This window comes from Streptomyces monomycini (assembly GCF_022271435.1).
Taxonomy (GTDB): domain Bacteria; phylum Actinomycetota; class Actinomycetes; order Streptomycetales; family Streptomycetaceae; genus Streptomyces; species Streptomyces monomycini.
This window is the reverse complement of record NZ_JAFIQY010000004.1, coordinates 78094-102503: the sequence shown is the minus strand read 5'-3', so window position 1 is coordinate 102503 and position 24410 is coordinate 78094. Positions and strand designations below refer to the sequence as shown.

Below are 24410 nucleotides of genomic sequence, written 5' to 3'. Positions count from 1 at the left end.
GGTCAGCTCTTCACCAGCAGGCCGCGGCTGCGCAGCACCCGGCGTTCGAGCGGCGCGAAGATCAGCAGTTCGATGCCGATGCCGACGATGAGGATGAGCAGGATCGCGGAGAGCACCCAGGACATGTCCTGGAGCTCGCGGCCCTGTTCCAGGAGCTGGCCGAGGCCGGTGCCCAGGTCGGCGGCGTTGACGATGAGTTCGGCGGCCATCAGGGAGCGCCAGGAGAACGCCCAGCCCTGCTTGAGCCCGGCGAGGTAGCCGGGCAGCGCGGCGGGCAGCAGGATGTGCCGTACGCCGGTCAGGCCGCGCGCGCCGATGGTGCGGCCCGCGCGGAGGTAGAGCGGGGAGATCTGGTCGACGCCGGCGACCAGGCCGTTGGCGATGGAGGGGACCGCGCCGAGCAGGACGACCGCGTAGATCGTGGCGTCGCTCAGGCCGAACCAGATGATCGCGGCGGGCACCCAGGCCACCGACGGCAGCGACTGGAGGCCGCTGAGGATCGGGCCGATCGCGGCCCGTACCGGCTTGACGCGGGCGACCAGCAGGCCGAGCGGCGTACCGATCGCCACCGAGGCCAGGAAGCCGAGGGCGCCGCGCGACACACTCGTCCACACGTAGTCGAGCAGGGTGCCTTCGAGCCACTTGTCCTGGAGCGAGCGGGCCACGTCGACCGGGCTGGGCAGCAGGTAGTGGTCCTTCAGCTCGAAGTGGTACGCGAGCTGCCACAGGCCGAGGACGAGGGCGACGGCGACGAGCGGCGGTACGGCCTTGGCGGTCAGGGCCCGCAGCCAGGGCTGGCGGTCGGAGACCTTGGTGTCCAGGGCGTCCAGGCCCGCTTCCAGGCCGGCGAGGTCGCCGCCGGAGCGGTCCGGCTGCGCGCCGTCCGGCTTCGTGGTGGCGGGAGCTTTCCCGGCGGGAGCTTCCCCGGCGAGGGCGGACTCGGCGGCGGGTGCCCCCGTGGCCGCGTCGGCCGCGGGGCCGTCGGCGGGATCGTCGGTGGTGCCGGCGGCCTCGGCGCCCGTACCGGTCTCAGTGCTGGCCATGGCGGCGGATCTCCCCACGGAGCTGTTCGGTGATCTCTACGGAAAGGTCGGCGACCGCCGCGTCCTCGATGCGCCGCGGATGCGGGATGTCCACGGTCCACTCGCGGGCGATCCGGCCGGGCCGGGAGGACAGCAGCACCACCCGCTCGGCGAGCCGCACCGCCTCCCGGACGTTGTGGGTGACGAACAGGACGGACAGGCCGCCGCTGCCGGAGGCGCTGCCGTTGGCGTCCCGCCAGATGCGGGTCAGCTCGTCGTGCAGCACGTCGCGCGTGATGGCGTCCAGCGCCGCGAACGGCTCGTCCATCAACAGGAGTTGACTGTCCTGGGCCAGCGCGCGGGCCATCGCGACGCGCTGCCGCATCCCTCCGGACAGCTCGTGCACCCGCTTGCCGTACGCGCCCTTGAGCCGTACGAGTTCCAGCAGCCGCTCGGCCTCTCCCCGGCGCTCCGCGCGCGGCACCCCGCGCAGCCGCAGCGCCAGTTCGATGTTGCGGCCCGCGGTCAGCCACGGGAACAGCGCGTGCTCCTGGAACATCAGGGCCGGCCGGCCGCCGGGCGTCTCGATGCGGCCCGCCGAGGGCCCGTCGAGCCCGGCGACCAGGTTGAGCAGCGTCGACTTGCCGCAGCCCGACGCCCCCAGCAGACAGACGAATTCGCCCGGCGCGACATCGATGCTGATGTCGTCCAGCACGTGCTGCTGCGCGCCGGGGCGCCCGAACGACTTCGAGACATGGTCGATGCGAGCGGCGTACGGAGCGGCCGCGCCGCCCGCGTCCGCCGGGGCGGACGGCCGGCTGCCGGGCTTGCTGAGCGTGGTGGTCGTCATCGGTGTCACCTCCTGGGATGCGTGCGCGGGCTATTCGCTGCCGAGACCGGCGTCGTCGACCGCCGGCTTGCCCTCGGCCTTGAGCACCTTGTTGAGCAGCGTGAGGTCGTAGATGCCCTGGAGCGCGGGCTTCTTCAGCAGGCCGGCCCGGACCGCGTGGTCCGCCTCCAGCTGGAGGGTGACGGCCAGCGGGTCGTCGGTGACGTCGGTGTTGCGGAACGCCGGGTCGATGACGTCGGGCGGCAGCGCCTTGCCGGCCGCGGCGGCCAGCTTGTCGTTGAGGGCCTGCTTGGCCTCGCCCGGGTGGGTCCGGATGTAGGTGTTGGTCTTCACCGAGCCGCGCAGCACCGCCTCGACGGCTTTGGGGTGCTCCTTGAGGAACTTCTGCGAGACGATCACGTTCGTGATGACGAACTTGCCGTCCTTCCACAGCTTCTTCTCGTCCAGCAGCACCTTGCCGCCCTCGGCGACCAGCTTGGAGGCGGTCGGCTCGGGCACCCACGCGGCGTCGATGCTGCCCTGCCGGAAGGCGACCGGGGCGACCTTGTTCTCGGTGCGCTGGACGGTCACGTCGCCCTTGCCGGTGGTGGCGTCGACCTTGTAGCCCTTCTCGGCCAGGTAGTTGAGCAGCGCCACGTCCTGGGTGTTGCCCAGCTGCGGGGTGGCGATCGTCTTGCCCTTGAGGTCGTCCAGGGACTTGATCTTCTCGGGGTCGACCACCAGCGAGACACCGCCGGACGCCGAACCGGAGATGATCTTCAGGCTCTTGCCCTGGGAGGTGGTCCAGCCGTTGATCGCGGGGGACGGGCCGATCCAGCCGATGTCGATGGCGCCGGAGTTCAGCGCCTCGATCTCCGCCGGGCCCGCGTTGAACACCGACGGCGCGAACTTCGTACCGCCCAGCTCCTTCTGGAAGAAGCCCTTCTGGTCGCCGACCAGCGCGGTGGCATGCGTGGTGTTGGCGAAGTAGCCGACCTTCACCCGGTCCAGGCCGTCGATCCTGGGGCCCTTGGCCGCGACCGCCCCCTGCCCGTCCTGCTTGGCGCGGGAGCCGTACCCGCACGCGCCCAGAGCGCCGGTCAGCAGGGGGACGACGGCGAGGGCGGCCAGCAGGCGGTGGCGTACGGCAGGCACGGGAGGGGGTCCTCTCGGAGGGCCGGGCGGCGAGCGCCTACGGCGGGCCCGGCAGAGCGGTGGATCTTCGGAAGGGGGGCGTGGGGGATACGCGGCGGTACGTCATCGGCGCACACATCGCCCGACGCCGCCCTGGCCGCTGCCCAGGGCTCCGCTGCCGATCCGGCCGCCCTCCTTCGCGAACGTCGAGAACGCGTCCGCGAAGGTCACCAGGGTGTCCGGGGCCAGGGCATCGCTCATGTCAGAAGTCCCATTCCCCGTCGTCGTCCGCGTCCGCGACCGCCGCCGCGGCCTCGGCCGCCTCGGCGAACGCGGACCCGGCCATCCCCGCGGTCAGCGTGGTGCCGTCCGCCGGGTCGATGAGCAGGAACGATCCCGTACGCCGGGAGTCGGCGTAGGCGTCCAGCGCCAGGGGCTCGGCGGTGCGCAGCACGACGCGGCCGATGTCGTTGGCGGCCAGCTCGCCGGGCGCCGGGTGCTGGGAGAGGTCGTCGAGCGTCAGCCGGGACGGGATGTCCTTGACGATCGCCTTGACCGTACGGGTGGTGTGCTTGAGCAGTACCCGCTGGCCGGCCTTCAGCGGCCGGTCGGCGACGTGGCAGACGGTCGCCTCGACGTCCTGGGTGACGGCGGGCGGCGCGGCGGCCGGGGCGATCAGGTCGCCGCGCGAGATGTCCAGGTCGTCGGCGAGCCGTACGGTCACCGACTGCGGCGCCCACGCCACGTCCACCGCCTCGCCCAGCACGTCCAGCGCCTCGACGGTGCTGGTACGGCCCGACGGCAGCACCGTCACCGCGTCGCCGACGCGCAGCACACCCGAGGCGATCTGCCCCGCGTAGCCGCGGTAGTCGGGCAGTTCGGGGGTCTGCGGGCGGATGACGTACTGCACCGGGAAGCGCGCCGGGTCCTCGGACGGGTCGGCGACGACCGGCACGGTCTCCAGGTGCTCCAGGACGGTCGGGCCGCCGTACCAGTCCATGTTCGTGGACGGCGTCACGACGTTGTCACCGGCCAGCGCCGAGATCGGGATGGCGGTGATCTCCGGTACGCCCAGCGAGGCGGCGTACGTGGTGAACTCCGCGGCGATCGCCGCGAAGACCGGCTCCGTGTAGTCCACCAGGTCCATCTTGTTGACGGCCAGGACGACGTGCGGGACGCGCAGCAGCGCGGCGACGGCGGCGTGCCGGCGGGTCTGCTCGACCACACCGTTGCGGGCGTCGACCAGCACCACGGCCAGCTCGGCGGTGGACGCGCCGGTGACCATGTTGCGGGTGTACTGCACATGGCCCGGGGTGTCGGCGAGGATGAACCGCCGCCGGGGCGTGGCGAAGTAGCGGTAGGCGACATCGATGGTGATGCCCTGCTCCCGCTCGGCCCGCAGCCCGTCCGTCAGCAGGGCCAGGTCCGGCGCCTCCTGGCCGCGGCCCAGCGAGGCCCGCTCGACCGCTTCGAGCTGGTCGGCCAGTACCGACTTCGAATCGTGCAGCAGCCGTCCGACCAGGGTGGACTTGCCGTCGTCCACCGAACCGGCGGTGGCGAAGCGCAGCAGCGAGGTGGCGGCCGTACCGGTCGCATCGACCGGGTCCACCGGATCGACAATCGTGCTCATTAGAAATACCCCTCGCGCTTGCGGTCCTCCATGGCGGCCTCGGACAGTTTGTCGTCGGCCCGGGTGGCGCCCCGCTCGGTGAGCCGGGAGGCGGCGATCTCCGCGATGACGGCCTCGATGGTGGCCGCGTCGGAGTCGACGGCGCCGGTGCAGGACATGTCGCCGACGGTGCGGTAGCGCACCCGCCGCGTCTCGACGGTCTCGCCGTCCTTGGGACCGCCCCACTCGCCGGGCGCCAGCCACATGCCGCTGCGGGCGAAGACCTCGCGCTCGTGCGCGTAGTAGATGGCGGGCAGCTCGATCTTCTCGCGGGCGATGTACTGCCACACGTCCAGCTCGGTCCAGTTCGACAGCGGGAAGACGCGGACGTGCTCGCCGGGGGAGTGGCGGCCGTTGTAGAGCTGCCACAGCTCGGGGCGCTGGCGGCGCGGGTCCCAGCCGCCGAACTCGTCACGCAGCGAGAACACCCGCTCCTTGGCGCGTGCCTTCTCCTCGTCCCGGCGCCCGCCGCCGAACACCGCGTCGAAGCGGTTCGACTCGATGGCGTGCAGCAGCGGCACGGTCTGGAGCGGATTGCGGGTGCCGTCCGGGCGCTCGCGCAGTTCGCCGCGGTCGATGAAGTCCTGTACGGAGGCGACGTGCAGCCGCAGTCCGTGCCGGGCCACCGTGCGGTCGCGGTAGTCGAGCACCTCGGGGAAGTTGTGGCCGGTGTCCACGTGCAGCAGCGCGAAGGGCACCGGCGCCGGCGCGAACGCCTTCAGCGCCAGGTGCAGCATGAGGATCGAGTCCTTGCCGCCGGAGAAGAGGATCACCGGCCGCTCGAACTCGCCCGCCACCTCGCGGAAGATGTGCACCGCCTCGGACTCCAGCGCGTCCAGGTGGCTCAGCGCGTACGGGGTGTCGGCGTCCCCGGCCTTCCCGGCCCCGCCGGAGTTCCCGGCGTCCGTGCTCACGGCAGCGGCGGTCGTCATGCCAGTCCCCTCTCGGTGAGCAGCGCGTACAGCGCCGCCGCGGACTCCTGCACGGTCTGGGTGTGCGACGCGATGCGCAGATCGGGCGACTCGGGCTGCTCGTACGGGTCGTCGACGCCGGTCAGCCCGGATATCTCGCCCGCCGCCTGCTTCGCGTACAGGCCCTTCACGTCCCGCTCGGAGCACACCTCCACCGGCGTGGCCACGTGGATCTCCAGGTACGGCGTGCCCTCGCGCTGGTGGCGCTTGCGCACCGCCTCCCGCGAGTCCGCGTACGGAGCGATCACCGGCACCAGTGCCGTCACGCCGTTGCTGGCCAGCAGCTCGGCGACGAAACCGATGCGCTGCACGTTGGTGTCCCGGTCCGCCCGGCTGAAGCCGAGTCCCGCCGAGAGGAACTCGCGGATCTCGTCGCCGTCCAGCACCTCGACGCGGTGGCCCTCGCCCCGCAGCCGCTCCGCCAGCGCGTACGCGATCGTGGTCTTGCCGGCGCTGGGCAGTCCGGTCAGCCACACCGTGGCGCCCGTCATCTTTCGCTCCCGAGAATCCTGGATGTCCTGGTGGTCCGGCTCCTGCTGGCCGGACTCCCCGGGGCCGCTCATCAGTGCAGCCCGCATTCGGTCTTGTTGCTGTCGGCCCAGCGGCCGGCCCGTGCGTCCTCGCCCGCCGCCACCCGGCGGGTGCAGGGCGCGCAGCCCACCGAGGCGTAGCCGTCCAGCAGCAGCGGGTTGGTGAGCACGCCGTGCTCGGCGACGTAGGTGTCCACGTCCTGCTGCGTCCAGCGGGCGATCGGCGAGACCTTCACCTTGTGGCGCCGCGCGTCCCAGCCCACGACCGGGGTGCCGGCGCGGGTCGGCGACTCGTCGCGGCGCAGCCCGGTCGCCCAGGCGTCGTACCCGGCCAGGCCCTCTTCCAGCGGTGCGACCTTGCGCAGCGCGCAGCACCGGTCCGGGTCGCGGTCGTGCAGCTTCGGCCCGTACTCGGCGTCCTGCTCGGCCACCGTCCGCCGCGGCGTGAGGGTGATGACGTTGACGTCCATCACCGCGGCCACCGCGTCCCGGGTGCCGAGGGTCTCCGGGAAGTGGTAGCCGGTGTCGAGGAAGACCACGTCGACGCCGGGGAAGGCGCGCGCGGCCAGGTGCGCGACGACCGCGTCCTCCATGGAGGAGGTGACGCAGAAGCGCTCGCCGAAGACCCCCGCGGCCCAGGTGAGGATCTCCAGCGGGGAGGCGTCCTCCAGGTCGCGGCCCGCCCGCTCGGCGAGCGCCGCCAGCTCGGCTTCCGTACGTTCCTGAGTTGCCGTCATGTGCTGCTGCCCCCTTGGCGGTTGTCGTGCTGCCGGGCCGGGGCGGTGACGCCCTTGGCCAGCAGTCCGAGGAACGAGAGCCGGAACGCCCGGTTGCACGCCCCGCATTCCCAAGTCCCTCTTTCACCCGCGGCGGTCCCTTCCTCGGACGGGCGCAGGTCCTCGTCCCCGCAGTACGGGCAGTAGAACGGCGCGGCCCGCCCGCTCACTTCAGCGCACCCTCTTCCGCGCGGGCGGCCCAGGTGGCGAACCGCTCGCCCTCCTCGCGCTGCTCCTGGAACCGGGTCAGCACCCGCTCGACGTAGTCGGGCAGCTCGTCGGCCGTGACCTTCAGACCACGGACCTTGCGGCCGAAACCCGCCTGGAGGCCGAGCGCGCCGCCCAGGTGCACCTGGTAGCCCTCGACCTGGTTGCCGTCGGCGTCCAGCACCAGCTGGCCCTTGAGACCGATGTCCGCGGTCTGGATGCGGGCGCAGGCGTTCGGGCAGCCGTTGATGTTGATGCTGAGCGGCTCCTCGAAGTCCGGCATCCGGCGCTCCAGCTCGTCGATGAGCGAGGCGCCGCGCGCCTTGGTCTCGACGATCGCCAGCTTGCAGAACTCGATGCCGGTGCAGGCCATCGTGCCGCGCCTGAAGGGCGAGGGCCGGACCTGGAAGTCCAGCGCCTCCAGCCCCGCGACCAGCGGCTCGACCTGGTCCTCGGTCACATCGAGAATGATCATCTTCTGCTCGACGGTGGTGTTCAGCCGGTCCGAGCCGTGCGCCGCCGCCAGTTCGGCGACCTTGACGAGGGTGGCGCCGTCCACCCGGCCGACGCGCGGCGCGAAGCCCACGTAGAACCGGCCGTCCTGCTGGCGGTGCACGCCCACGTGGTCGCGCCAGCGCGAGCTGGGCTCGGCGGGCGCCGGGCCGTCGGCCAGCTTCCGCTTCAGGTACTCGTTCTCCAGTACCTCGCGGAACTTCTCCGGGCCCCAGTCCGCCATCAGGAACTTCAGCCGGGCGCGGTTGCGCAGCCGCCGGTAGCCGTAGTCACGGAAGATCCCCACGACACCGGCCCATGTCTCGGGCACGTCGTCCAACGGCACCCACGCGCCCAGCCGTTCGCCGAGCCGCGGGTTGGTGGACAGACCGCCGCCCACCCACAGGTCGAAGCCGGGGCCGTGCTCGGGGTGCTCGACGCCCACGAACGCGACGTCGTTGATCTCGTGCACCACGTCCTGCACGGGCGAGCCGGAGATCGCGGTCTTGAACTTCCGCGGCAGGTTGGAGAATTCCTTGCTGCCGATGTAGCGCCGTTCGATCTCCGCGATCGCGGGCGAGCCGTCGATGATCTCGTCGGCCGCGATGCCGGCGACCGGCGAGCCGATGATGACACGGGGGCAGTCGCCGCACGCCTCGGTCGTCGACAGGCCGACGGACTCCAGCTTCTCCCAGATCGCCGGGACGTCCTCGATACGGATCCAGTGCAGCTGGATGTTCTGCCGGTCGGTGATGTCCGCGGTGCCGCGCGCGTACTCCTGGGAGACCTCGCCGATGGCCCGCAGCTGCGCGACGCTCAGCCGTCCGCCGTCGACCCGGACCCGCAGCATGAAGTGGGTGTCGTCCAGCTCCTCCGGCTCCAGGACCGCGGTCTTGCCGCCGTCGATCCCGGGCTTGCGCTGGGTGTACAGGCCCCACCAGCGCATCCGGCCGCGCAGGTCGCTGGGGTCGATCGAGTCGAAACCGCGCTTGGCGTAGATCGTCTCAATGCGTGTCCGCACATTGAGACCGTCGTCGTCCTTCTTGAACTGCTCGTTGCCGTTCAGCGGAGTGAAGTGACCTACGGCCCACTGGCCCTCACCGCGATGGCGTCCGGCCTTGCGGCGGGTCGTGGCGGAACCGGTGCGTTCGGGGGTGGCGGCCATGGCGGTATGTCCTTCTGGGCGGCTCGGTGAGGGCGGGAGCGGGCAGCGGCAACCCCGCCGTGACCTGCCAAGACGCGCCTCGGCGCGGAGTGGCGCGAGGTGCTGGGTACAGGGATGCCCGGGGCAGATCGGATCAGGGTGCCCGCGCGTCCGCGACGATGGGGACGGCGAAAAGGCGACGTGACTGCGATGTTGCTGAGACTGTCAGCCCGCCGGACAGATGGCGCTGGACAGGCGGCCGAGGTCGACGTGCCGCCGACTCACCAAGGCAATTCCAGCTGTAGACATGACGGAAGCGTGTCATGGCGCTCTTGGGCCAGTCCACCGTCTTCCAGAATATGGACAAGAGTGTCCCGCATACCGAGAAGCCGTGGTGCCGGTCACGCCACGGAAGGGCGGGTTCCGTGGCCCCCGCCCTCCCGTTTTACGGCATATCGACAGAAATGACCGCCCGTCCTCGGCTGCCCACGGTCAGGCGCCCGGCCACGGCCCCGGAGTGGGCACCTCCGCCTCTTCGGTCTCCTCGGTCGCGTACACCCGGAACCCGCGGCGCCGGTAGTTGTCCAGCGCGTACGGCCCGTCCTTGCTGCACGTGTGCACCCACACCCGGCGCGTCTTCTCCCGCTCCGGCCACCGCCGGTCCAGGTCCCAGGCCCGCGCCGTCCCGTACGTCAGCAGGTGCCCGCCGATCCGCCGCCCCCGGAACGCCGGCAGCAGCCCGAAGTAGCTGATCTCGACGGCCCCTTCGGCCTGTGCGTCCAGCTCCACGAACCCGGCCGGCGTGTCCCGCTCGTACGCCACCCACGTCTCCACGCCGGGCCGCCCGAGGAACTCCTCCCACTGCCCGTACGACCAGCCCAGCCGGTCGGTCCAGGTGATGTCCCCGCCGACGGACGTGTAGAGGAACCGGCTGAACTCCGGCGAGGCCACCTCCGCACGGGCAATCCGTATCCGCTGCTCCGCCGGGGGAGCGGTGGCGGGGGTGAGGTCGTCGGGCGCGGTCTGTTCGAGGTGCCAGGTGGTCACGGTGAGCGTCATGGGGGCAGCACATCACAGGGCCGCGGCCGTACGGCTGCCGCGTTCCGTGGTGAGCAGCCGGTTACGACGTGATCGGCGTACTCGAACGGGCCGTAGTACGCACGTGCCTCGCGCCAGGCTTCGTCGAGTCGGAGAGCACGTCGAGGGCGGCAGCCTGCTTGGCGAGCAGCGCGGTGCGGTGCAGCGGCGCGAGCAGCACCTCGGTCCGCAGCCGTACGCGGGTGGTGGCGCCGGCCAGGGTGATCAGGGGTTCCGGGGTGTCGTACGCCAGCCGGTCGAGCAGCGCGATGCTGCGGAACGGGACGGCGTCGGCACGCCGGGCCCCGGTCGGCAGGGATGCGGGGTCGCCGACAGGCAGGCCGAGGCCGGTGGACACGACAGGTCCTCCAGGAGGGCGGGTTCGGGCACGAGAGGTCGTGTCGCCCGCTCGCCTGGCCGCACGCGCGCTGTGGCGTGGGCTGCTCCCGTTCTGCGACGTTCTTCTGGGGAGCTGAGGTTCGAAGCGGTGCCAGGGTACCTGCGGGGTGAGTGGGACCGCGCCGCATTCACGAAGCGTACGGAGCGGGCGTGGTGAGCGCCCGCGCCCTGGCACGTCACGCGTGCCGTGCCGCCATCACCGCCGGAGCCGTCGAGTGCGGCAGCAGGTCCACCGGGCTCGGCGGCAGCCGCAGCTCCACGTCCACCCCGTCGGCGAACCGGTACGGACGGTGCGCCAGCACACTCGCGAGGTGACGGCGCAACCGGGACAGCTCGGCCCGTACCGTCACCGTCCGGGCGCGGTCTCCGAAGAGATCCTGCGCCAGGTCGGCCGCACTGCGCCCCTCCGGCCGGTGCGCCAGCACGAACAGCACCTCCGCGTGGCGCGGACTCAGCTCGTGCGTCCAGCTGCCCGCCGGGCCGGTGACCGTCACCGCCGGCCGGGTGCGGCTGCCGAGGTCCAGCAGCACCCGGCTGGTCCGTGGCTCCTCGCCCTGCGGCGCGCCGACGCGGATCAGCCAGCCGCCGGGCAGCGGCTCCAGCGTGCACATCCCGTAGCGCGGCAGCCACAGCGGCCCGGCCTCCGGGGACTTGGGCAGGGCGACCCGGTCCGGTGGCGCCAGCCCGGTGACCGCCGCGGTCCAGCCGTCCTTGTCGACGGCCAGCGCCTGTCCGCCGAGCCGGGCCAGTACGGGCGCGGCGCTCGCCCGCAGCCGGTCCAGCGCCCCGTGGTGCCGTTCGCGCAGCTCACTCTCCGCGAGCTGGGCCACCGCGGAGACCAGCGACAGCGTGCTGGGGTGGAAGGTGTACGCCGGGCCGCTCACGTCCACGATGCCCAGCAGCCGCCCGTCGCGCGGATCGCGCAGCGGCGCCGCCGCGCAGGTCCACGTGTGGTGGGTACGGACGAAGTGCTCGGCGGAGTGCACCAGGACCGGGCGGCGGGCCACCAGCGCGGTGCCTATGGCGTTGGTGCCGACGACCTCCTCGGTCCAGTCCGCGCCCTTGTCGAAGCCGTGCCGGTCGGCCATCCGCCGGACCGGCGCGCAGCCCTCCCGCCACAGCACCCGGCCCTCGGCGTCCGTGACGACCATGATCTGCTGGGCGGCCTCGACGGCCGGCAGCAGACCGCTGTTGAACAGCGGCAGCAGCGACGCGAGCCGGGAGCTGTGCCGCCGGTGCTCCAGCTCCTCGACGGTCAGCGGCCGTTCGCGCCGGTCCCGGTCCGGGTCGACGCCGCGGTCCAGCGCCCGGCGCCAGGACTCGCAGATCACGGCACGGGGCGCGGCGGCCGTCCGGCCGCCGCAGAGCGCGGCCTCACGGAGCGAGGCGAGCCGCCGCGTCGTCTCGCGCACCTCCTGGGCCGACCAGATGCCCATGTCGCTCGGTCTGTCGCTCACGCTCTTCTCTCCGTCGTGCACTGTCCGTGGGTTGCCGCCCATGGTGCCGTCACCGGGCCGCTCCGAACGCGGTATTGCGTCAATTGGTTGCAACCGGCTGCAACTGTTGTGGCCTATGACGGCGGCGAGCAGGGTGACCGGCAGGGCGAGAGGGGGCAGCGTCATGGTGAGCGGAACTCCTCGTGCCGCCGCGGCCGCCGCTCCCGGCGCCCGCGCCGCCGGCAGCCGCCGCGCCGCGGCCGCCCCGTACGGGCCGCCGCGGCGACGGGCGGCGACAGACCTCGCGGGCCGGTCCTGAGGACCGGTCCGAGACCGGGGAGCGGCGCCGGGTCGGCGCGGCACCGCTCCCCGCCCACACGGTGGCGGGCCCCGGACCCCGACCCCCCTCCTGAGGGATCCGGGCCCGCCACCGCGTACCTCACCGCGCCCGCCCCGGACACCTCACCGCTCCACCACCGGCCGCGCCCGCTCCACGATCGCGCCCAGCGCGAGGGTGTGCGGCAGGGTGCCGAAGGACGTGCCGTGGTCGGTGCCCAGACGTGAGGCGCAGAACGCGTCGGCGACCTCGGGCGGCGCGTACCGTACGAGCAGGGAGCCTTGGAGGACCAGCGCCAGCCGCTCCGCCAGCCGCCGGGCGCGGGCCTCGATGCCCTCCAGGTCGGCCAGTTCGGTCAGCAGTCCCTTGATCGCGCCGTCCAGCCGGTGGTCGGCGCCCCGGGCCGTCCCGATCTCCGTCAGGAACGCGTGCAGCGCCGCCGGTTCGCGGCGCAGCGCCCGCAGCAGGTCCAGGGCCTGGACGTTGCCCGATCCCTCCCAGACGGAGTTCAGCGGCGACTCGCGCAGCAGCCGCGGCATGCCGGACTCCTCCACGTAACCGTTGCCGCCCAGGCACTCCAGCGCCTCGGCGGCCACCGGAGTGCAGCGCTTGGTCACCCAGAACTTGGCCGCGGGCACCGCCAGCCGCAGGAAATGCCGCTCCTGGTCGGTGTCCGCGTCGTACGCCGCGGCGAGCCGCAGCGCCAGCGCCGTCGCCGCCTCCGACTCCAGCGCCAGGTCCGCGAGGACGTTGCGCATCAGCGGCTGCCCGGCGAGCGGCTTGCCGAACGCCTCCCGGTACGTGGTGTGGTGCAGCGCCTGGGCCACCGCCTGCCGCATCACCGCCGCCGAGCCCGTCACGCAGTCCAGCCGGGTCGCCGCGACCATCTCGATGATCGTCGCGACACCGCGCCCCTCTTCGCCGACCCGCCGCGCCCAGGTCGTGCCGTCGAACTCGACCTCGGCCGACGCGTTCGCGCGGTTGCCGAGCTTGTCCTTGAGCCGCTGGATGCGGAAGGAGTTGCGGCTGCCGTCCGGCAGCACCCGCGGCAGCAGGAAACAGGAGAGCCCGTCCCCGTCCGCCCGCCGCGCCGCGTCCCCCGACGTCCGCGCCAGCACCAGGAACGCGTCCGACATCGGCGCCGAGCAGAACCACTTGTGCCCCGTCAGCACGTACTCCCCGTCGCCGGACAGGGGCTCCGCGACCGTCGTGGTCGCCCGCACATCACTACCCCCCTGCTTCTCCGTCATCGCCATCCCGGCCAGCGCGCCCGGCTTCTCCGCCACCGGCCGCAGCCCCGCCTCGTACACCCGCGAGGTCAGCAGCGGCTCCCACTCCGCCGCCAGCGCCGGGTCGGCCCGCAGCGCCGGCACCGCCGCGTGGGTCATCGACAGCGGACAGCCGTGGCCCGACTCGGCCTGCGTCCACACCAGGAACCCCGCCGTACGCCGGACGTGCCCGGCCGGCCGTGACCAGGCGTCGGTGAGCCCGGAGGAGACGGCGTGCCCCAGCAGCCGGTGCCACGCCGGGTGGAATTCCACCTCGTCCACCCGGTGGCCGTAACGGTCGTGGGTACGCAGGACGGGTGGATTGCCGTCGGCCTGCGCGCCCCAGCGCTGCGCGTGGGCGGAACCCGCCGCGCGGCCCAGCTCGCCCAGTTCCTCTCGCACCTCGTCCCGGAGAGCGGCCGGGACGTGCCGCGCGACGCCCTCGGTGAGCGCCGCGTCCGCCGTGAAGACGTCGTACCCGACCAGCGGCGGAGGCTGGTTCGTGACCGTATGAGTGGTGACTGCCATGGCAGATACGGTAAGGAGGTGCAGCCAGTGAAAGAAGCAGCGCAGCGGCCGTCCGGCCGTCTGCACAGGGCCCGGGTCCTGTACCGGAACGTCTCCAAACGCCGCCTCGCCTGGCTGCTGCTGAAGGACACCGTCAACTCCTGCATGGAGTACCGCGTCACCGGGCTCGCCGCCGAGGCGGCGTTCTTCTGCCTGCTGTCGCTGCCGCCGCTGCTCCTCGGCTTCATCGGCCTGCTGGGCTACATGGAGCCGTGGATCGGCCAGGAGACCATCGACCACATCCGCGAGAACATCCTCAGCGCGTCCGACACGCTGCTGTCCAGCAAGGGCGTCAACGAGATCGCCCGGCCGCTGCTCGACGACATCTTCACCGGCCGCCGCCCGGACGTCATCTCCCTCGGCTTCGCCATCGCCCTGTGGTCCGGCTCCCGCGCGGTCAACGTCTTCGTCGACACCATCACGATCATGTACGGGCTGGACGGGCGGCGCGGCATCGTCCGCACCCGGCTGCTGGCCTTCGTCCTCTACCTGGCCGCACTGGTCGTCGGCGCGGTCGCGCTGCCGCTGATGGTGGTCGGCCCGGACACCGTCGTCAGCTGGATGCCGGCGAGCGAGACCGCCATCCGCGTCCTGTACTGGCCGGTCGTCCTCATCCTCTCCGTCGCCTTCCTCACGACCCTTTACCACGTGTCCGTCCCCGTACGCTCACCCTGGCGCGAGGACATCCCCGGCGCGGTCGTCGCCCTCGCCATGTGGGTCCTGGGCAGCCTCCTGCTGCGCGTCTACCTCACCCAGACCGTCGAGGGCCCCACCATCTACGGCTCCCTGGCCGCACCCGTCGCCGTCCTCCTCTGGATCGGCGTCTCCGCCTTCGCGGTCCTGGTCGGCGCGGCCATGAACGCCGCCCTCGACCGGGTGTGGCCCTCGGTCGCCACCGCCGCCGGCCGCGCCGAGAAGGAGCGCCGGGCCCGCGAGGTGGCCGCGGCCCAGCGCTCCGCCCTGGCCGCCGTCGGCCTCGGCGCCACGGCCGCCTCCGGGGAGGCCGCCCTCACCGGCGACCCACAGCCGGACGACGAGGAGGACGACGACGGCGACGAGGACGACGACCCGGGAATGCCGCCCCCGGCCGAATACCCCGAACGATGGGCCCACTTCCTGCCCCCGGCCGACATCCGGGCACGCCTGAACACGTACACGAAGCGCCACTGGCGCCACTGAGGGGCGAGCACCGGCCCTGTGGGGCCGCACCCGACGCTGCCTCGCCCTACAGGGTGCACAACCCGTAGACGCCGGCAGCCCCGGTCCCCACCGCGACGAAGGCAGCGCCCAGCCCCCACCACGCGGCCGTCCGCCCCACGCCGGTGCGCCGGGCCTCCCGGAAACCGACCACCGCGGTCACCACGGAGGCCGCCGCCACCACCGGGGCGAGCAGCCACGTCAGGACGATGAACCAGAACAGCAGCGACAGGCCGCACAACGGCCAGGACAGGTAGACGAAGGGATTGGTCGCGCCGGCCTTGCGCAGGGCTGTATCCGGGACGGCCGGGACGTACGAGGCGGCCGGTGTCGACGGATGCCGGGGCCATGAGGCGGACATGGGCCCGCTCCGGTCGTCAGACACGGGTCAGCCGCCCTTCGATCAGGGCCCGCAGCCGCTCGGCGTCGGCGGGATGGGACGCGCCGCGCTTGGGCAGGATCGTCATGTCCGTGATGTTCCGGTCCCCGCTCAGCAGCACGAACGCGCGCGGCGTCTCGGCGTAACGATTCACCGCCCGCCAGGTGAGGGTGCTGGTCCGCTGCCGGTTCGTGACCGTGACCCCGCTCTCGTCCACCACCGCCCGGAACTCACCCATCGCCTCGGTCCGCCGGTGGAACTGCCGGGCCAGCATCCGGGGCGACACGAACATCATCACGAGCAGCGCCACCGGTATCACCACCAGAGGCACGTCCACGGTCCCCTGGGCCGCCCAGGTCCACACCATGACCCCGAGCAGCAGCACCGCCCCCACGATCACCAGCACCCTGTAGCGCCGCGCGGCCACCGAGACCCGCGCCCGGGCCCGCAGCCCGTCACGAAAGTCCTCTACGGCCATCCGGTACGCGAACTCGATCCGCGTCCCGGCCCCGGCCCCGCTATGTGGCTCAGCGGACATGTGCCCCCCTTGTGCATGGAAATTCAGGATGAAAGCTTATCGTCCGGATATGGGCGCATCATGTGCCGGGTGGTCGGTCCTGGGCGGGGGCGAGAGCGGGAAACGGATGGTCAGCCGTCCCGGGTGACCCGGGCATGGTCGGACACCACACGCCGGAATAGGCCGTGGCCGGCCAGACCCCTGTGGCGCAGAGCCCACCGCTGAACAAGGTCCTGGTCCTCCCGGGGCCGGACTCGGCGTCGCCCTCGGCGGCGGTGCGGAAGGCTTCGTAGGAGATGCCGCGTCGGGGACAGTGGGGCGTCGGGGCGCTACGTTCGCGCGATCAAGGACCGCGTCAAGAGTGGGTACGACCGGGAAGTGGTGCACAGCTGTCCGTACCGGTCCGCCTGCCCTTCCGATGTATGGGGCGAGCTGATCCGGGGTGCGGGCAGGGAGCTGTTCTTCGCGGGATACACGAACTACTTCTTGTGGTCGCAAATGCCGGCATTCTCCGAGACGCTGCGGCGGAAGGCCGGCGCGGGGTGCCGGTTGCGGTTCCTGATCGCTGAGCCGGAGGGGCACGTCACTCGGGACCGCGAGCGCGCGGAAAAGGTGACGCTGACGGTCACCGGCGGCAAGTTCGACAGGTTCGCCGAACACGCCGAGGAATTGTGGGGGCAGGGGAGGCACGTGCCCGCGTAGGGCGTGCGCAGGGCCCGGTGTGCTGAATTCGGGTGACAGGGCGCGCGGGGTGGCGGTGGTGAGGGGCGGGACGGCAGGCGGGTGCCGCATGGTGTTTTCCGGGGCTCGGGAATTCCGCCGTCTTTCACCGCCTGTCCCTTGGGAGACCCGTGTATCCGATGTATCCGATGCTGACCTCTTCGGCCGCGCTGGTGGCGGTGGTGTTCGTCGTGGGGGCGGTCGTGCTGGCCGTGGCGCGGGATCTGGAAAATGCCCGGCGGAGGCGGGCGCGGCGGGCGGGGCGTGGTGATCATGGATCGGCTGCCGCGGGGCAGGAGGTGGAAGAGCATCCGTAACCGTCCCGCGGAAGTGAAGGAGCAGCGCCGGTGGCCGCACCCATGGAAGTTGACGGGGCATCACCAGAGCCCCGGGGCCGTACGTACCCGATGCGGCGGACGATGTTCGTCCTGGCCGTGATCGGCGTCCTCCTGTGCGGCGGCTTCCTCGCCGTCCGCGAAGCGGCCCGGTGGGCGGCGGAGCACCCGGGCCCGGCCACCGTGGTGAGCGTCGTCGCCCTCCCGTTCGTCGTGGCTCTGGTCGTCGTGGCGATCCGGGGCATGCCGCGCCTGCGCGAACTGCGGCGGGCCGCGCGGGCGGGGAAGGCGGAGGCCGAGGCGGAGGTGGCCCTGGCGGCAGTGGCGGAGGAAACCGCCCCGGCTGCCCCGGCTGTCGTGGCTCCCGTGGCCGAGCCCGAGCCCGCGGCCACCCGGTGGGGCAGTGTCGAGGACTTCCTCGCCATGGACGCGTACGCCTTCGAGCAGGCGATAGCCCACCTCTGCGAACGCGACGGCTGCCGGAACGTCGAGGTGGTCGGCGGCGCGGGGGACCTGGGCGCGGACGTCCTGGCCACCACGGCCGACGGCCGGCGGATCATCATCCAGTGCAAGCGCTACTGTGCGGACAACAAGGTCGGCTCCCAGGACATGCAGCGCTTCGGCGGCACCTGCTACACGGTGCACGAGGCCGATGTCGCGGCCGTCGTCACCACCAGCGCTTTCACCGAACCGGCCGCCGACTACGCCGACACCTGCGGCATCCGCTGCTTCGACGGCGACCAGTTGGTGGCGTGGTCGAACGGCGCCGGGCGGACGCCCTGGGGGTGACGGCGCGCGCCTCTTGCTTTCGCCGCGTCGTGTTCGATCGCGAGGGCGACGGCGCTCCGGATCGAGCAGCGGGCCGGGCCCAACTGGCCGAGGAGTCCTACCAGCCGCACGCGGCCGGCCCCCAGGCCACGACGCCTTGTCCGTTCGCCACTACCACACCCTTCGCTCTCCCCTCGGTCCCCCGGCGCTCTTCGAGAAGGCGCTGACGGACTCTTCCATGAGCTTCACGAACTTCGTGTGCCCCTTCTCGTCCGCATGGGCGCGGATCCATGCGTTCGCCGGCATGGGGCTGTCCCAGTCGGCGGAGCGGGCGTCGCACATCTCGCCGTCGTCCTGTTCGGTGACGCACTCGGCGAAGTGCTTCCGGATGCCGGTGATCTGGATTTCCATGCGGGTGGGCACGGGGGCTGGGGTTGCCGTGGCCGTACCTTCGGGCCGGGAGAGGCTGAGGGCGGCGTCACCGCCGCCACTGGTGCGCATGAGGAGCATGCCGTCGTGCCCGCTTGAGCGCATGAGCCGGGCGAGGGTTTCCCGGTTCGGGCCGGGGCTGGGGTTCGGGTTGGTCACTGGTGGTCACCGTTCCTGGGCCGTGTCTTCGGCGGTCTCCGGACGTTTGGCAGTACGGATGTATGGCCGGACCAGTACGCCGTCCAGCCCCGGCAGTTCCGGCAGCCGGGTCACGTGTCGCTCCGGTGGGGGTGCTGCCGCATGATCCGATTCGCGTCGGCGACCGCCCCCGTGCGACCGTCGCGCCGGGCGCGCGTCCGGATCCGTTCCGCCGCAGTGCAGACGCAGCAGCCGGGGCGCACGATCGGTTCGAGTTCGACCATGGGCCGGCCACTGTCGGGAGCCGTGCGCAGGTCGGCATCACTGCGGAGCGGCGGGGGCGGACGCGTGTGGTCCTGGGACAACTGTGCTCCTCTTCGTAGCGGTTGCACTACCGGGAAGAGTCAGCGTGGCCCAGTGTCGGGCACCCTTCAACCTGTCGATTCGGCATGAAAGGTCGGTGATTCCCCCTTGAACCGCAAGGAGTTGGAGCCGGACAGTAGCCCCCGAGCCGCCTTCGGGGCGCGTTTACGCGGGTTGCGGGAGGGGCGCGGCTGGACACAGGACGAGCTGGCCGGGCGCATGGGCTACTCCAGCGTGCATATTTCGGCGGTCGAAACTGGTCGCAAACCTCCGACCCTCCCGTTCTCGCGTAGTGCAGACAGGGCGCTCGGGCTCGAAGACAACATGGACACATTCGAACGCGAGTTCCGCGAGATCAGACACGGCAGTTTGCTGGAAGGGTTTCCGGAGTACGTCGGGCTTGAAGGCCGAGCAGTGGAGATCCGGCTGTACAACATCGGGATCATCCCGGGTTTGTTGCAGACACCGGAGTACGCACGTGTGCTGGCGGACAGCGCCGTGCGGAGGGGCGCCATCACGCCCGAACAGGCGGATGAGCGAGTCGCGTTTCTGGCCGGGCGCCAGGCCATGCTGGAGCGACCTCGGCCGCCCATGGTGTTTGTGACCATGGACGAAAGCTGTATCCGTCGTCAGGTCGGCGGCTCCCCTGTCATGGACGCGCAGTTGGCTCGACTGGTCGAGTTCGCCGACCTGCCGAACACGCTGTTGCAGGTCGCGCCGTACGAGATAGGGGAGCGCCGCACGTTTGACCTGCCCGTCAACATCCTGACGCTGCCGGACCGGTCCTTGATCTGCTACGCCGAGTCTCAGGCCCAGGGAAACCTGGACCGGGAGAGTACCTCCGTGGTGCCCGTGCTGACGGCCTACCATCAGTTGCAGGCCGAAGCGCTGTCGCAGGCGGCATCTGTGGCCATGATCAAGCAGGTACGAAAGGGCGCCCCGTGACCACCGAATCCCCCCGTTGGGCCAAATCCTCATACAGCAACAACGGCGGCGACTGCATAGAGGTCGCCCCCAACCTCGTCCCCTCGCGCGGCGTGGTTCCCGTTCGTGACAGCAAGGATCCGGACGGTCCGGTCCTGATGCTGCATCCCGCTGCCTTCGCCGGGTTGGTCGAGTTCGCTCGGCGGGCTGCCGTCTGAATCAACTGGCTGATCGGACCGCGAGCCCCGCGCAGTACGTCTAGGCGCCGCTGTCCTTCTTGTGCCCGCGGTCGTCGCACGGCAAGGCGGCTCCGGGAGCGTCCGCGTGGAAGTCGCGGGTGGCTTGCTGTTCGACGTCGGTGATGGCGGTGGCATCGACGGAGATGGCTCCGCCGAACGGCCGCTCGGCGTCGTGGACGAGCAGCAGGGTGGCGGTGAGCAGGGCGGTCGCCATGGCCAGGGTGGCCAGTTGGGGCTGGTTGCGGCGTCTGGGGATGCACAGGCACAGGGAGATGACGGTGATGGAGAGCAGGACGAGCATGAACCAGTAGATCGCCGCGGGAACCGCCGCGGTCGACTCCGTCAGCCGGGCCTGGCGGGCCTTGGCCCGGTTGTCGTCCGCCCCCACGAGCATGCCGAAGGCTCCTTGGTCCGTGCCGATGTCCTTGAACGCGCTGCGCAGGTCGGCGGTCCAGACACTGGGCTCGGCGGCGGGGTGCCCGTCGTTCATGGCCGGCCATTCGTAGTGGTGCACCGCGCGGGTGTAGCAGACGACATCGGCCTGTACCCGGTGGCGCTGGGCGGCGTCGGGGAGGAACTCCGCCGTCTCCGCGAGGTGGTCGGCCGCGTTGGCCTCGCTGTGCACGGCCTCCTCCGCCCTGTTGTAGGAACCGGCGGCCGTGGCCAGGACGAAGGCGAGGATCAGTACGGTCAGGGTCTGCACCGGGCTGATCAGTTCCTTGACCGACAGCCCCACGTCGTCGGCCTCGGAGTCGTGGCGGCGCAGGAAGTGGTGGGCGATCAGGCCGAGGATCAGGGCGACGACGGCCACCACGATGGTGACGAGCATGGGGGAGTCTCCGGGAGCGGGGTCAGGGCTCGATGCCGGTGGTCTTTGTCCCCGGTGCCTTTGCCTGGCGGGGACGACGGGCATACGGGCTCGCCCGGGCGGTCACTCTTACGAGTGCCCGCTCCTGGGCCCGTCGGCGGTAGTGGGCCGGCACCTTTGGCCCGCTCAGGCGAGCGGAACCCGCAGATACCGTCCCGCCGTGTGCAGGTCCGTCTCGATGCGGGCGGCGGCCGTGCGGAGTGGAGGCAGGAAGGCGTCGCGGTCCTCGGCGGGGGAGCGGCGGCCCGCGTGGGTGGAGATGTTGACGGCGGCGACGACGCGGCCGTGCCGGTCGCGTACGGGGACGGCGATCGAGCGCAGGCCCTCTTCCAACTCCTCGTCCACCAAGGCGTACCCGTCGTCGTGCACCTGGTCGAGGAGGGCGGCGAGGCGCTCGGGGGAGGTGACGGTGTGCCGGGTGAGGGGGGCGAGGTCGGCGTGGGCGAGGTGGGCCGCGCGTGCCACGGGGGCGAGGCCCGCGAGCAGGACGCGGCCCATGGAGGTCGGATACGCGGAAAAGCGGGTGCCCACGGTGATGTTGATGCTCATGATCCGTACGGTGGGGACCCGGGCGACGTACTGGATGTCCGTACCGGACAGCACCGCCATCGACGCGGAGTCGTGCACCTGCTCCACCAGCCGGGCGAGGTGGGGCCGGGCGATGTCGGAGAGGGCCAGCCCGGAGAGCGGGGCGAAACCCAGTTCGAGGAGTTTCGGTGTGGGGCGGAAGAGGCGGCCGTCCGTGGCGAGGTAGCCGAGGTGTTCGAGGGTGAGCAGGGCGCGCCGCGCGGTGGCACGGGCCAGACCGGTGGCCTCCGCTACGGCGGTCAGGGGCAGAGCGGCCCGGCCGGTGCCGAACGCGGAGAGGGCGAGCAGGCCGCGGGCCAGGGACTCGACGAACTCGGGGCCCAGTTCCTGCTTGGAGGCGCGCGTCCAGGAGGCGTGCCGGGTGGCGGCGGCGGACGGTCCGGGCGGGGAGGCGGTGGCGGACGGGGCCGGGGCGGCCAGCGAGCGTTCCATCTCGGCGACGGTTTCGCGCAGTCGGGGCAGGACGGCGGCGGGGAGGTCGCCGGCGGTCAGCCGGCTGGTGTGGCTGACGACGCTCACCACGCACGCCGGGCGGCCCCGGGGGTCGCGTACGGGCATGGCGACGGCGACCAGGCCCGGTTCGATGAGCTGGTCGTCCAGTGACCATCCGGCGGCCCGCGCCGCTTCGACGCGGGAGGTGAAGTCCGCGGCGACGTCCGCCGGTCCGGTGCCGTCACCCTCGTACCGGCGCGGCGGTACGGCCGGGAACCCGGCGTCCGTCGGGTCCGCCGCGCGCCGCTGCCGCCAGCGCAGCCAGGCGTCCTCGTCCCAGTCGACGGCGAACAGCGCGCCGACGGCGCCCCGTTCGGCGGGCAGCAGGTCGCCGATGCGGAACGCGAGCGACATCGCCCGCCGCCGCGTCGCCTGGTGCACGAAGCGCACCCCGTCACCGTCCGGTACGGCGAGCGAGACCGACTCGTCGAGCGCGTCGGCGAGCCGGTCGGCGGCCGGGGCGAGCCGGTCGGGCAGTTCGGAGGCGGCCAGGTAGGCGTTGCCGAGCTCCAGCAGGCCGGGGGCGAGCACCGCGTCCCGGCCTTCGAGGCGTACGTGGCCCAGGCGGGCGAGGGTGCTCAGGACGCGGTCGACGGTGGAGCGCGCCAGCCCGGTCGCGCGGACCAGGTCGCCGACGGCCTGCCGCCCGCCGCTGTCGGCGGAGAGCGCGCGCAGCACGGACAGGCCGCGCATCAGCGGACCCACCGCCGCCTGGGGCGGCGCTGGCGGCGGCGGTGGCGTGTCGGTGGCGGGGTGCGTCATGGGGCTCTCCACGGTGCGGACGTCTCGCCGGAACCGTACTCGCAGCCCCGTTGACAGGGCTGGGGGCGGGGATCACACTCGGGGCACGCCGATTATGAACGGAAGTTCACGTGGCGAACAAGGGGGGTGCGGCGAGGCGGTGGGGAGGCCCGCCGGGCGCCGGCACCCGGGACGACGCGAGGGCGAGGACATGGCCGACATCCGTTCCCTGCACGACGCCGTGCGGGACCTGGTCCACGACGGGGACACCGTCGCGCTGGAAGGCTTCACCCACCTGATCCCCTTCGCCGCGGCGCACGAGATCATCCGGCAGGGCGTCACCGGCCTGACCCTGGCCCGTATGACGCCGGACGTGGTCCACGACCAGCTGATCGGCGCGGGCGCGGCGCGCAAACTGGTCTTCTCCTGGGGCGGCAACCCGGGTGTCGGCTCGCTGCACCGCTTCCGCGACGCGGTCGAGAACGGCTGGCCGCACCCGCTGGAGCTGGACGAACACAGCCACGCGGGAATGGCCAACCGCTATGTCGCAGGCGCCTCGAAGCTGCCGTTCGCGGTCCTGCGCGGCTACCGCGGCAGCGGCATCCCCGGCCGTACGGACACGGTCGCCACCGTCACCTGCCCCTTCACCGGCGAGCAACTGGCCGCCGTGGCCGCCCTCAACCCGGACGTCACGGTCGTCCACGCCCAGCAGGCCGACCGGCACGGCAACGTGCAGTTCTGGGGCCTGACCGGGGTGCAGAAGGAAGCGGTGCTGGCCGCCGGGCGGGTGCTGGTCACCGTCGAGGAGATCGTCGAGGGCGCCCTGGAGCCCCGGCCCGGCTCGGTGGTGCTGCCCGGCTGGGTGATCGACGCCGTCGCGCTCGTGCCCGGCGGCGCCCACCCCTCGTACGCGGCCGGGTACTCGGTCCGGGACAACGACTTCTACCAGCGGTGGGACGCCGTCTCCCGCGACCGGGACACGTTCCTGCGGTGGCTCGACGAGAACGTGTGGAACGTGCGGAACGTACGGGAGGGGTCCTGATGAGCGGTACGGACGGCGCCGCGCGCTGCGGCCGCGACGAGCTGATGGAGGTCAACGCGGCCCGCGCGCTGGCCGGCGCGCGGAACTGCTTCGTCGGCATCGGGCTGCCCAGCACGGCCGCCAACCTGGCGCGCCGCACCGTCAATCCGGACCTGGTCCTGGTGTACGAGTCGGGCACCATCGGCTCCCGGCCGACCCGGCTGCCGCTGTCGATCGGCGACGGCGAACTGGCCGACACCGCCGACGCGGTGGTGTCGGTGCCGGAGATGTTCAACTACTGGCTCCAGGGCGGCCGGATCGACGTGGGCTTCCTCGGCGCCGCCCAGCTCGACCGGTTCGCCAACATCAACACCACCGTCGTGGACCGCGGCCCGGACCGGCCCGAAGGCCGGCTGCCCGGCGCGGGCGGCGCCCCCGAGATCGCCGCGAACTGCGGTGCGGTGCTCATCGTGCTGCGGCACACCCGCCGCAACCTGGTGCCCGCACTCGACTTCGTCACCACCGTCGGGCACGGCGCCGGACCGGGCGACCGCGCCGCCCTCGGCATGCGCGGCGCCGGGCCCACCGCCGTCATCACCGACCTCGGCGTCCTGCGCCCCGACCCGGACACCGCCGAACTCGTCCTGAGCGCGCTGCACCCCGGGGTGACGACGGAGCAGGCGCGGGAGGCGACCGGCTGGGACCTGCGCGTCGCACCGGACCTGACGGTCACCCAGGCGCCCACCGACGCCGAACTGTCCGCCCTGCGCGCCCTCAAAGCAGCCGGCGGGCGGGCATCATGACCCACTGGGCGCCTCCGGTGCCCGGATCGC

General features: G+C 72.3%; 28 protein-coding genes and 1 pseudogene. 8 read left to right on the top strand and 21 right to left on the bottom strand.

Annotation, left to right across the window (positions count from 1 at the left end):
- Window positions 1–2: 2 nt before the first annotated feature.
- The 15 genes and pseudogenes from JXZ78_RS06885 to JXZ78_RS06820 all read right to left on the bottom strand — a co-directional run bounded on the left by JXZ78_RS06885 (window position 3) and on the right by JXZ78_RS06820 (window position 13819).
- Window positions 3–1043 (bottom strand): ABC transporter permease, encoded by a 1041-nt coding sequence (locus JXZ78_RS06885; RefSeq protein ID WP_030018857.1) that lies wholly within the window; start codon window positions 1041–1043, stop codon window positions 3–5.
- A complete protein-coding gene (locus tag JXZ78_RS06880) occupies window positions 1030–1872 on the bottom strand; it encodes an ABC transporter ATP-binding protein (protein WP_030018856.1) in 843 nt (280 codons plus the stop codon). The genes JXZ78_RS06885 and JXZ78_RS06880 overlap by 14 nt, the downstream gene beginning before the upstream one ends.
- A 30-nt stretch (window positions 1873–1902) precedes the next feature.
- Window positions 1903–3006, bottom strand: a complete 1104-nt coding sequence (locus JXZ78_RS06875; protein ID WP_030018855.1) for an ABC transporter substrate-binding protein — start codon at window positions 3004–3006, stop codon at window positions 1903–1905.
- 102 nt (window positions 3007–3108) lie between these two features.
- On the bottom strand, window positions 3109–3246 hold the full coding sequence (locus JXZ78_RS06870; protein WP_106968716.1) for a hypothetical protein: 138 nt from the start codon (window positions 3244–3246) through the stop codon (window positions 3109–3111).
- A gap of 1 nt (window position 3247) precedes the next feature.
- Window positions 3248–4615 carry a sulfate adenylyltransferase subunit 1 gene (locus JXZ78_RS06865; protein ID WP_030018853.1) on the bottom strand — a complete coding sequence of 456 codons (1368 nt, stop codon included), beginning with the start codon at window positions 4613–4615 and terminating at the stop codon, window positions 3248–3250.
- Entirely contained in the window at window positions 4615–5586 is a 972-nt protein-coding gene (cysD, locus tag JXZ78_RS06860; RefSeq protein ID WP_030018852.1) for a sulfate adenylyltransferase subunit CysD, read from the bottom strand. The genes JXZ78_RS06865 and cysD overlap by 1 nt, the downstream gene beginning before the upstream one ends.
- Window positions 5583–6116, bottom strand: coding sequence for an adenylyl-sulfate kinase (gene cysC, locus JXZ78_RS06855; protein ID WP_030018851.1), 534 nt, complete (start codon window positions 6114–6116; stop codon window positions 5583–5585). Before cysC ends, cysD begins: the two co-directional genes overlap by 4 nt.
- A gap of 71 nt (window positions 6117–6187) precedes the next feature.
- On the bottom strand, window positions 6188–6892 hold the full coding sequence (locus tag JXZ78_RS06850) for a phosphoadenylyl-sulfate reductase (protein ID WP_030018850.1): 705 nt from the start codon (window positions 6890–6892) through the stop codon (window positions 6188–6190).
- A complete protein-coding gene (locus tag JXZ78_RS06845) occupies window positions 6889–7101 on the bottom strand; it encodes a hypothetical protein (RefSeq protein WP_030018849.1) in 213 nt (70 codons plus the stop codon). The genes JXZ78_RS06850 and JXZ78_RS06845 overlap by 4 nt, the downstream gene beginning before the upstream one ends.
- A complete protein-coding gene (locus JXZ78_RS06840; protein ID WP_238782717.1) occupies window positions 7098–8795 on the bottom strand; it encodes a nitrite/sulfite reductase in 1698 nt (565 codons plus the stop codon). Before JXZ78_RS06840 ends, JXZ78_RS06845 begins: the two co-directional genes overlap by 4 nt.
- Before the next feature lie 204 nt (window positions 8796–8999).
- The gene (locus JXZ78_RS41010; RefSeq protein WP_331785330.1) at window positions 9000–9083 is read right to left on the bottom strand and encodes a putative leader peptide; all 84 of its coding nucleotides are present in this window, start codon (window positions 9081–9083) and stop codon (window positions 9000–9002) included.
- 183 nt (window positions 9084–9266) lie between these two features.
- A complete protein-coding gene (locus JXZ78_RS06835) occupies window positions 9267–9833 on the bottom strand; it encodes a GNAT family N-acetyltransferase (RefSeq protein ID WP_030018847.1) in 567 nt (188 codons plus the stop codon).
- 130 nt (window positions 9834–9963) lie between these two features.
- Window positions 9964–10209: pseudogene (locus JXZ78_RS06830) on the bottom strand (LLM class flavin-dependent oxidoreductase); the annotation flags it as partial.
- Between the two features lie 217 nt (window positions 10210–10426).
- Entirely contained in the window at window positions 10427–11707 is a 1281-nt protein-coding gene (locus JXZ78_RS06825) for a GAF domain-containing protein (protein WP_106968715.1), read from the bottom strand.
- A 441-nt stretch (window positions 11708–12148) separates the two neighbouring features.
- Window positions 12149–13819, bottom strand: a complete 1671-nt coding sequence (locus JXZ78_RS06820; protein ID WP_030018844.1) for an acyl-CoA dehydrogenase family protein — start codon at window positions 13817–13819, stop codon at window positions 12149–12151.
- Window positions 13820–13837: 18 nt separating this feature from the next.
- Here JXZ78_RS06820 and JXZ78_RS06815 point away from each other — a divergent pair, with 18 nt between their 5' ends.
- On the top strand, window positions 13838–15037 hold the full coding sequence (locus tag JXZ78_RS06815) for a YihY/virulence factor BrkB family protein (RefSeq protein ID WP_030018843.1): 1200 nt from the start codon (window positions 13838–13840) through the stop codon (window positions 15035–15037).
- Window positions 15038–15083: 46 nt separating this feature from the next.
- Here JXZ78_RS06815 and JXZ78_RS06810 read toward each other — a convergent pair whose 3' ends face one another.
- The 3 genes from JXZ78_RS06810 to JXZ78_RS41235 form a co-directional block, all read right to left on the bottom strand.
- Window positions 15084–15416 carry a hypothetical protein gene (locus JXZ78_RS06810; protein WP_030018842.1) on the bottom strand — a complete coding sequence of 111 codons (333 nt, stop codon included), beginning with the start codon at window positions 15414–15416 and terminating at the stop codon, window positions 15084–15086.
- Between the two features lie 16 nt (window positions 15417–15432).
- Entirely contained in the window at window positions 15433–15972 is a 540-nt protein-coding gene (locus JXZ78_RS06805) for a YcxB family protein (RefSeq protein WP_063726043.1), read from the bottom strand.
- 110 nt (window positions 15973–16082) lie between these two features.
- Window positions 16083–16148: a hypothetical protein gene (locus tag JXZ78_RS41235; protein WP_443735634.1), complete on the bottom strand. Its 66-nt coding sequence runs from the start codon at window positions 16146–16148 to the stop codon at window positions 16083–16085.
- 301 nt (window positions 16149–16449) lie between these two features.
- Here JXZ78_RS41235 and JXZ78_RS40665 point away from each other — a divergent pair, with 301 nt between their 5' ends.
- The 3 genes from JXZ78_RS40665 (at window position 16450) to JXZ78_RS06790 (ending at window position 17795) form a co-directional block, all read left to right on the top strand.
- Complete coding sequence (locus JXZ78_RS40665) at window positions 16450–16653, top strand: hypothetical protein (RefSeq protein WP_308280986.1); 204 nt, start codon at window positions 16450–16452, stop codon at window positions 16651–16653.
- Between the two features lie 167 nt (window positions 16654–16820).
- Window positions 16821–16988 carry a hypothetical protein gene (locus tag JXZ78_RS06795; protein ID WP_157851502.1) on the top strand — a complete coding sequence of 56 codons (168 nt, stop codon included), beginning with the start codon at window positions 16821–16823 and terminating at the stop codon, window positions 16986–16988.
- A 42-nt stretch (window positions 16989–17030) separates the two neighbouring features.
- Entirely contained in the window at window positions 17031–17795 is a 765-nt protein-coding gene (locus JXZ78_RS06790; protein WP_208870120.1) for a restriction endonuclease, read from the top strand.
- Window positions 17796–17945: 150 nt separating this feature from the next.
- On the opposite strand, the gene JXZ78_RS06785 is transcribed toward JXZ78_RS06790, so the two are convergent.
- Window positions 17946–18362: a hypothetical protein gene (locus JXZ78_RS06785; protein WP_030018838.1), complete on the bottom strand. Its 417-nt coding sequence runs from the start codon at window positions 18360–18362 to the stop codon at window positions 17946–17948.
- Window positions 18363–18812: 450 nt separating this feature from the next.
- Between JXZ78_RS06785 and JXZ78_RS06780 the strand changes: the two genes are divergently transcribed.
- On the top strand, window positions 18813–19649 hold the full coding sequence (locus tag JXZ78_RS06780) for a helix-turn-helix domain-containing protein (RefSeq protein ID WP_030018836.1): 837 nt from the start codon (window positions 18813–18815) through the stop codon (window positions 19647–19649).
- On the top strand, window positions 19646–19846 hold the full coding sequence (locus JXZ78_RS06775) for a DUF397 domain-containing protein (protein WP_078624071.1): 201 nt from the start codon (window positions 19646–19648) through the stop codon (window positions 19844–19846). The genes JXZ78_RS06780 and JXZ78_RS06775 overlap by 4 nt, the downstream gene beginning before the upstream one ends.
- Before the next feature lie 40 nt (window positions 19847–19886).
- Here the strand turns inward: JXZ78_RS06775 and JXZ78_RS06770 are convergent, their stop codons facing one another.
- Both JXZ78_RS06770 and JXZ78_RS06765 read right to left on the bottom strand, forming a co-directional pair.
- Window positions 19887–20696 (bottom strand): bestrophin-like domain, encoded by an 810-nt coding sequence (locus tag JXZ78_RS06770; protein ID WP_030018835.1) that lies wholly within the window; start codon window positions 20694–20696, stop codon window positions 19887–19889.
- Between the two features lie 165 nt (window positions 20697–20861).
- Complete coding sequence (locus JXZ78_RS06765; RefSeq protein ID WP_030018834.1) at window positions 20862–22577, bottom strand: IclR family transcriptional regulator domain-containing protein; 1716 nt, start codon at window positions 22575–22577, stop codon at window positions 20862–20864.
- Window positions 22578–22767: 190 nt separating this feature from the next.
- Between JXZ78_RS06765 and JXZ78_RS06760 the strand changes: the two genes are divergently transcribed.
- Together JXZ78_RS06760 and JXZ78_RS06755 are read left to right on the top strand one after the other, a co-directional pair.
- Window positions 22768–23598, top strand: a complete 831-nt coding sequence (locus JXZ78_RS06760) for a CoA transferase subunit A (protein WP_030018833.1) — start codon at window positions 22768–22770, stop codon at window positions 23596–23598.
- Window positions 23598–24380, top strand: coding sequence for a CoA-transferase subunit beta (locus tag JXZ78_RS06755; protein WP_030018832.1), 783 nt, complete (start codon window positions 23598–23600; stop codon window positions 24378–24380). Before JXZ78_RS06760 ends, JXZ78_RS06755 begins: the two co-directional genes overlap by 1 nt.
- Window positions 24381–24410: the final 30 nt, after the last annotated feature.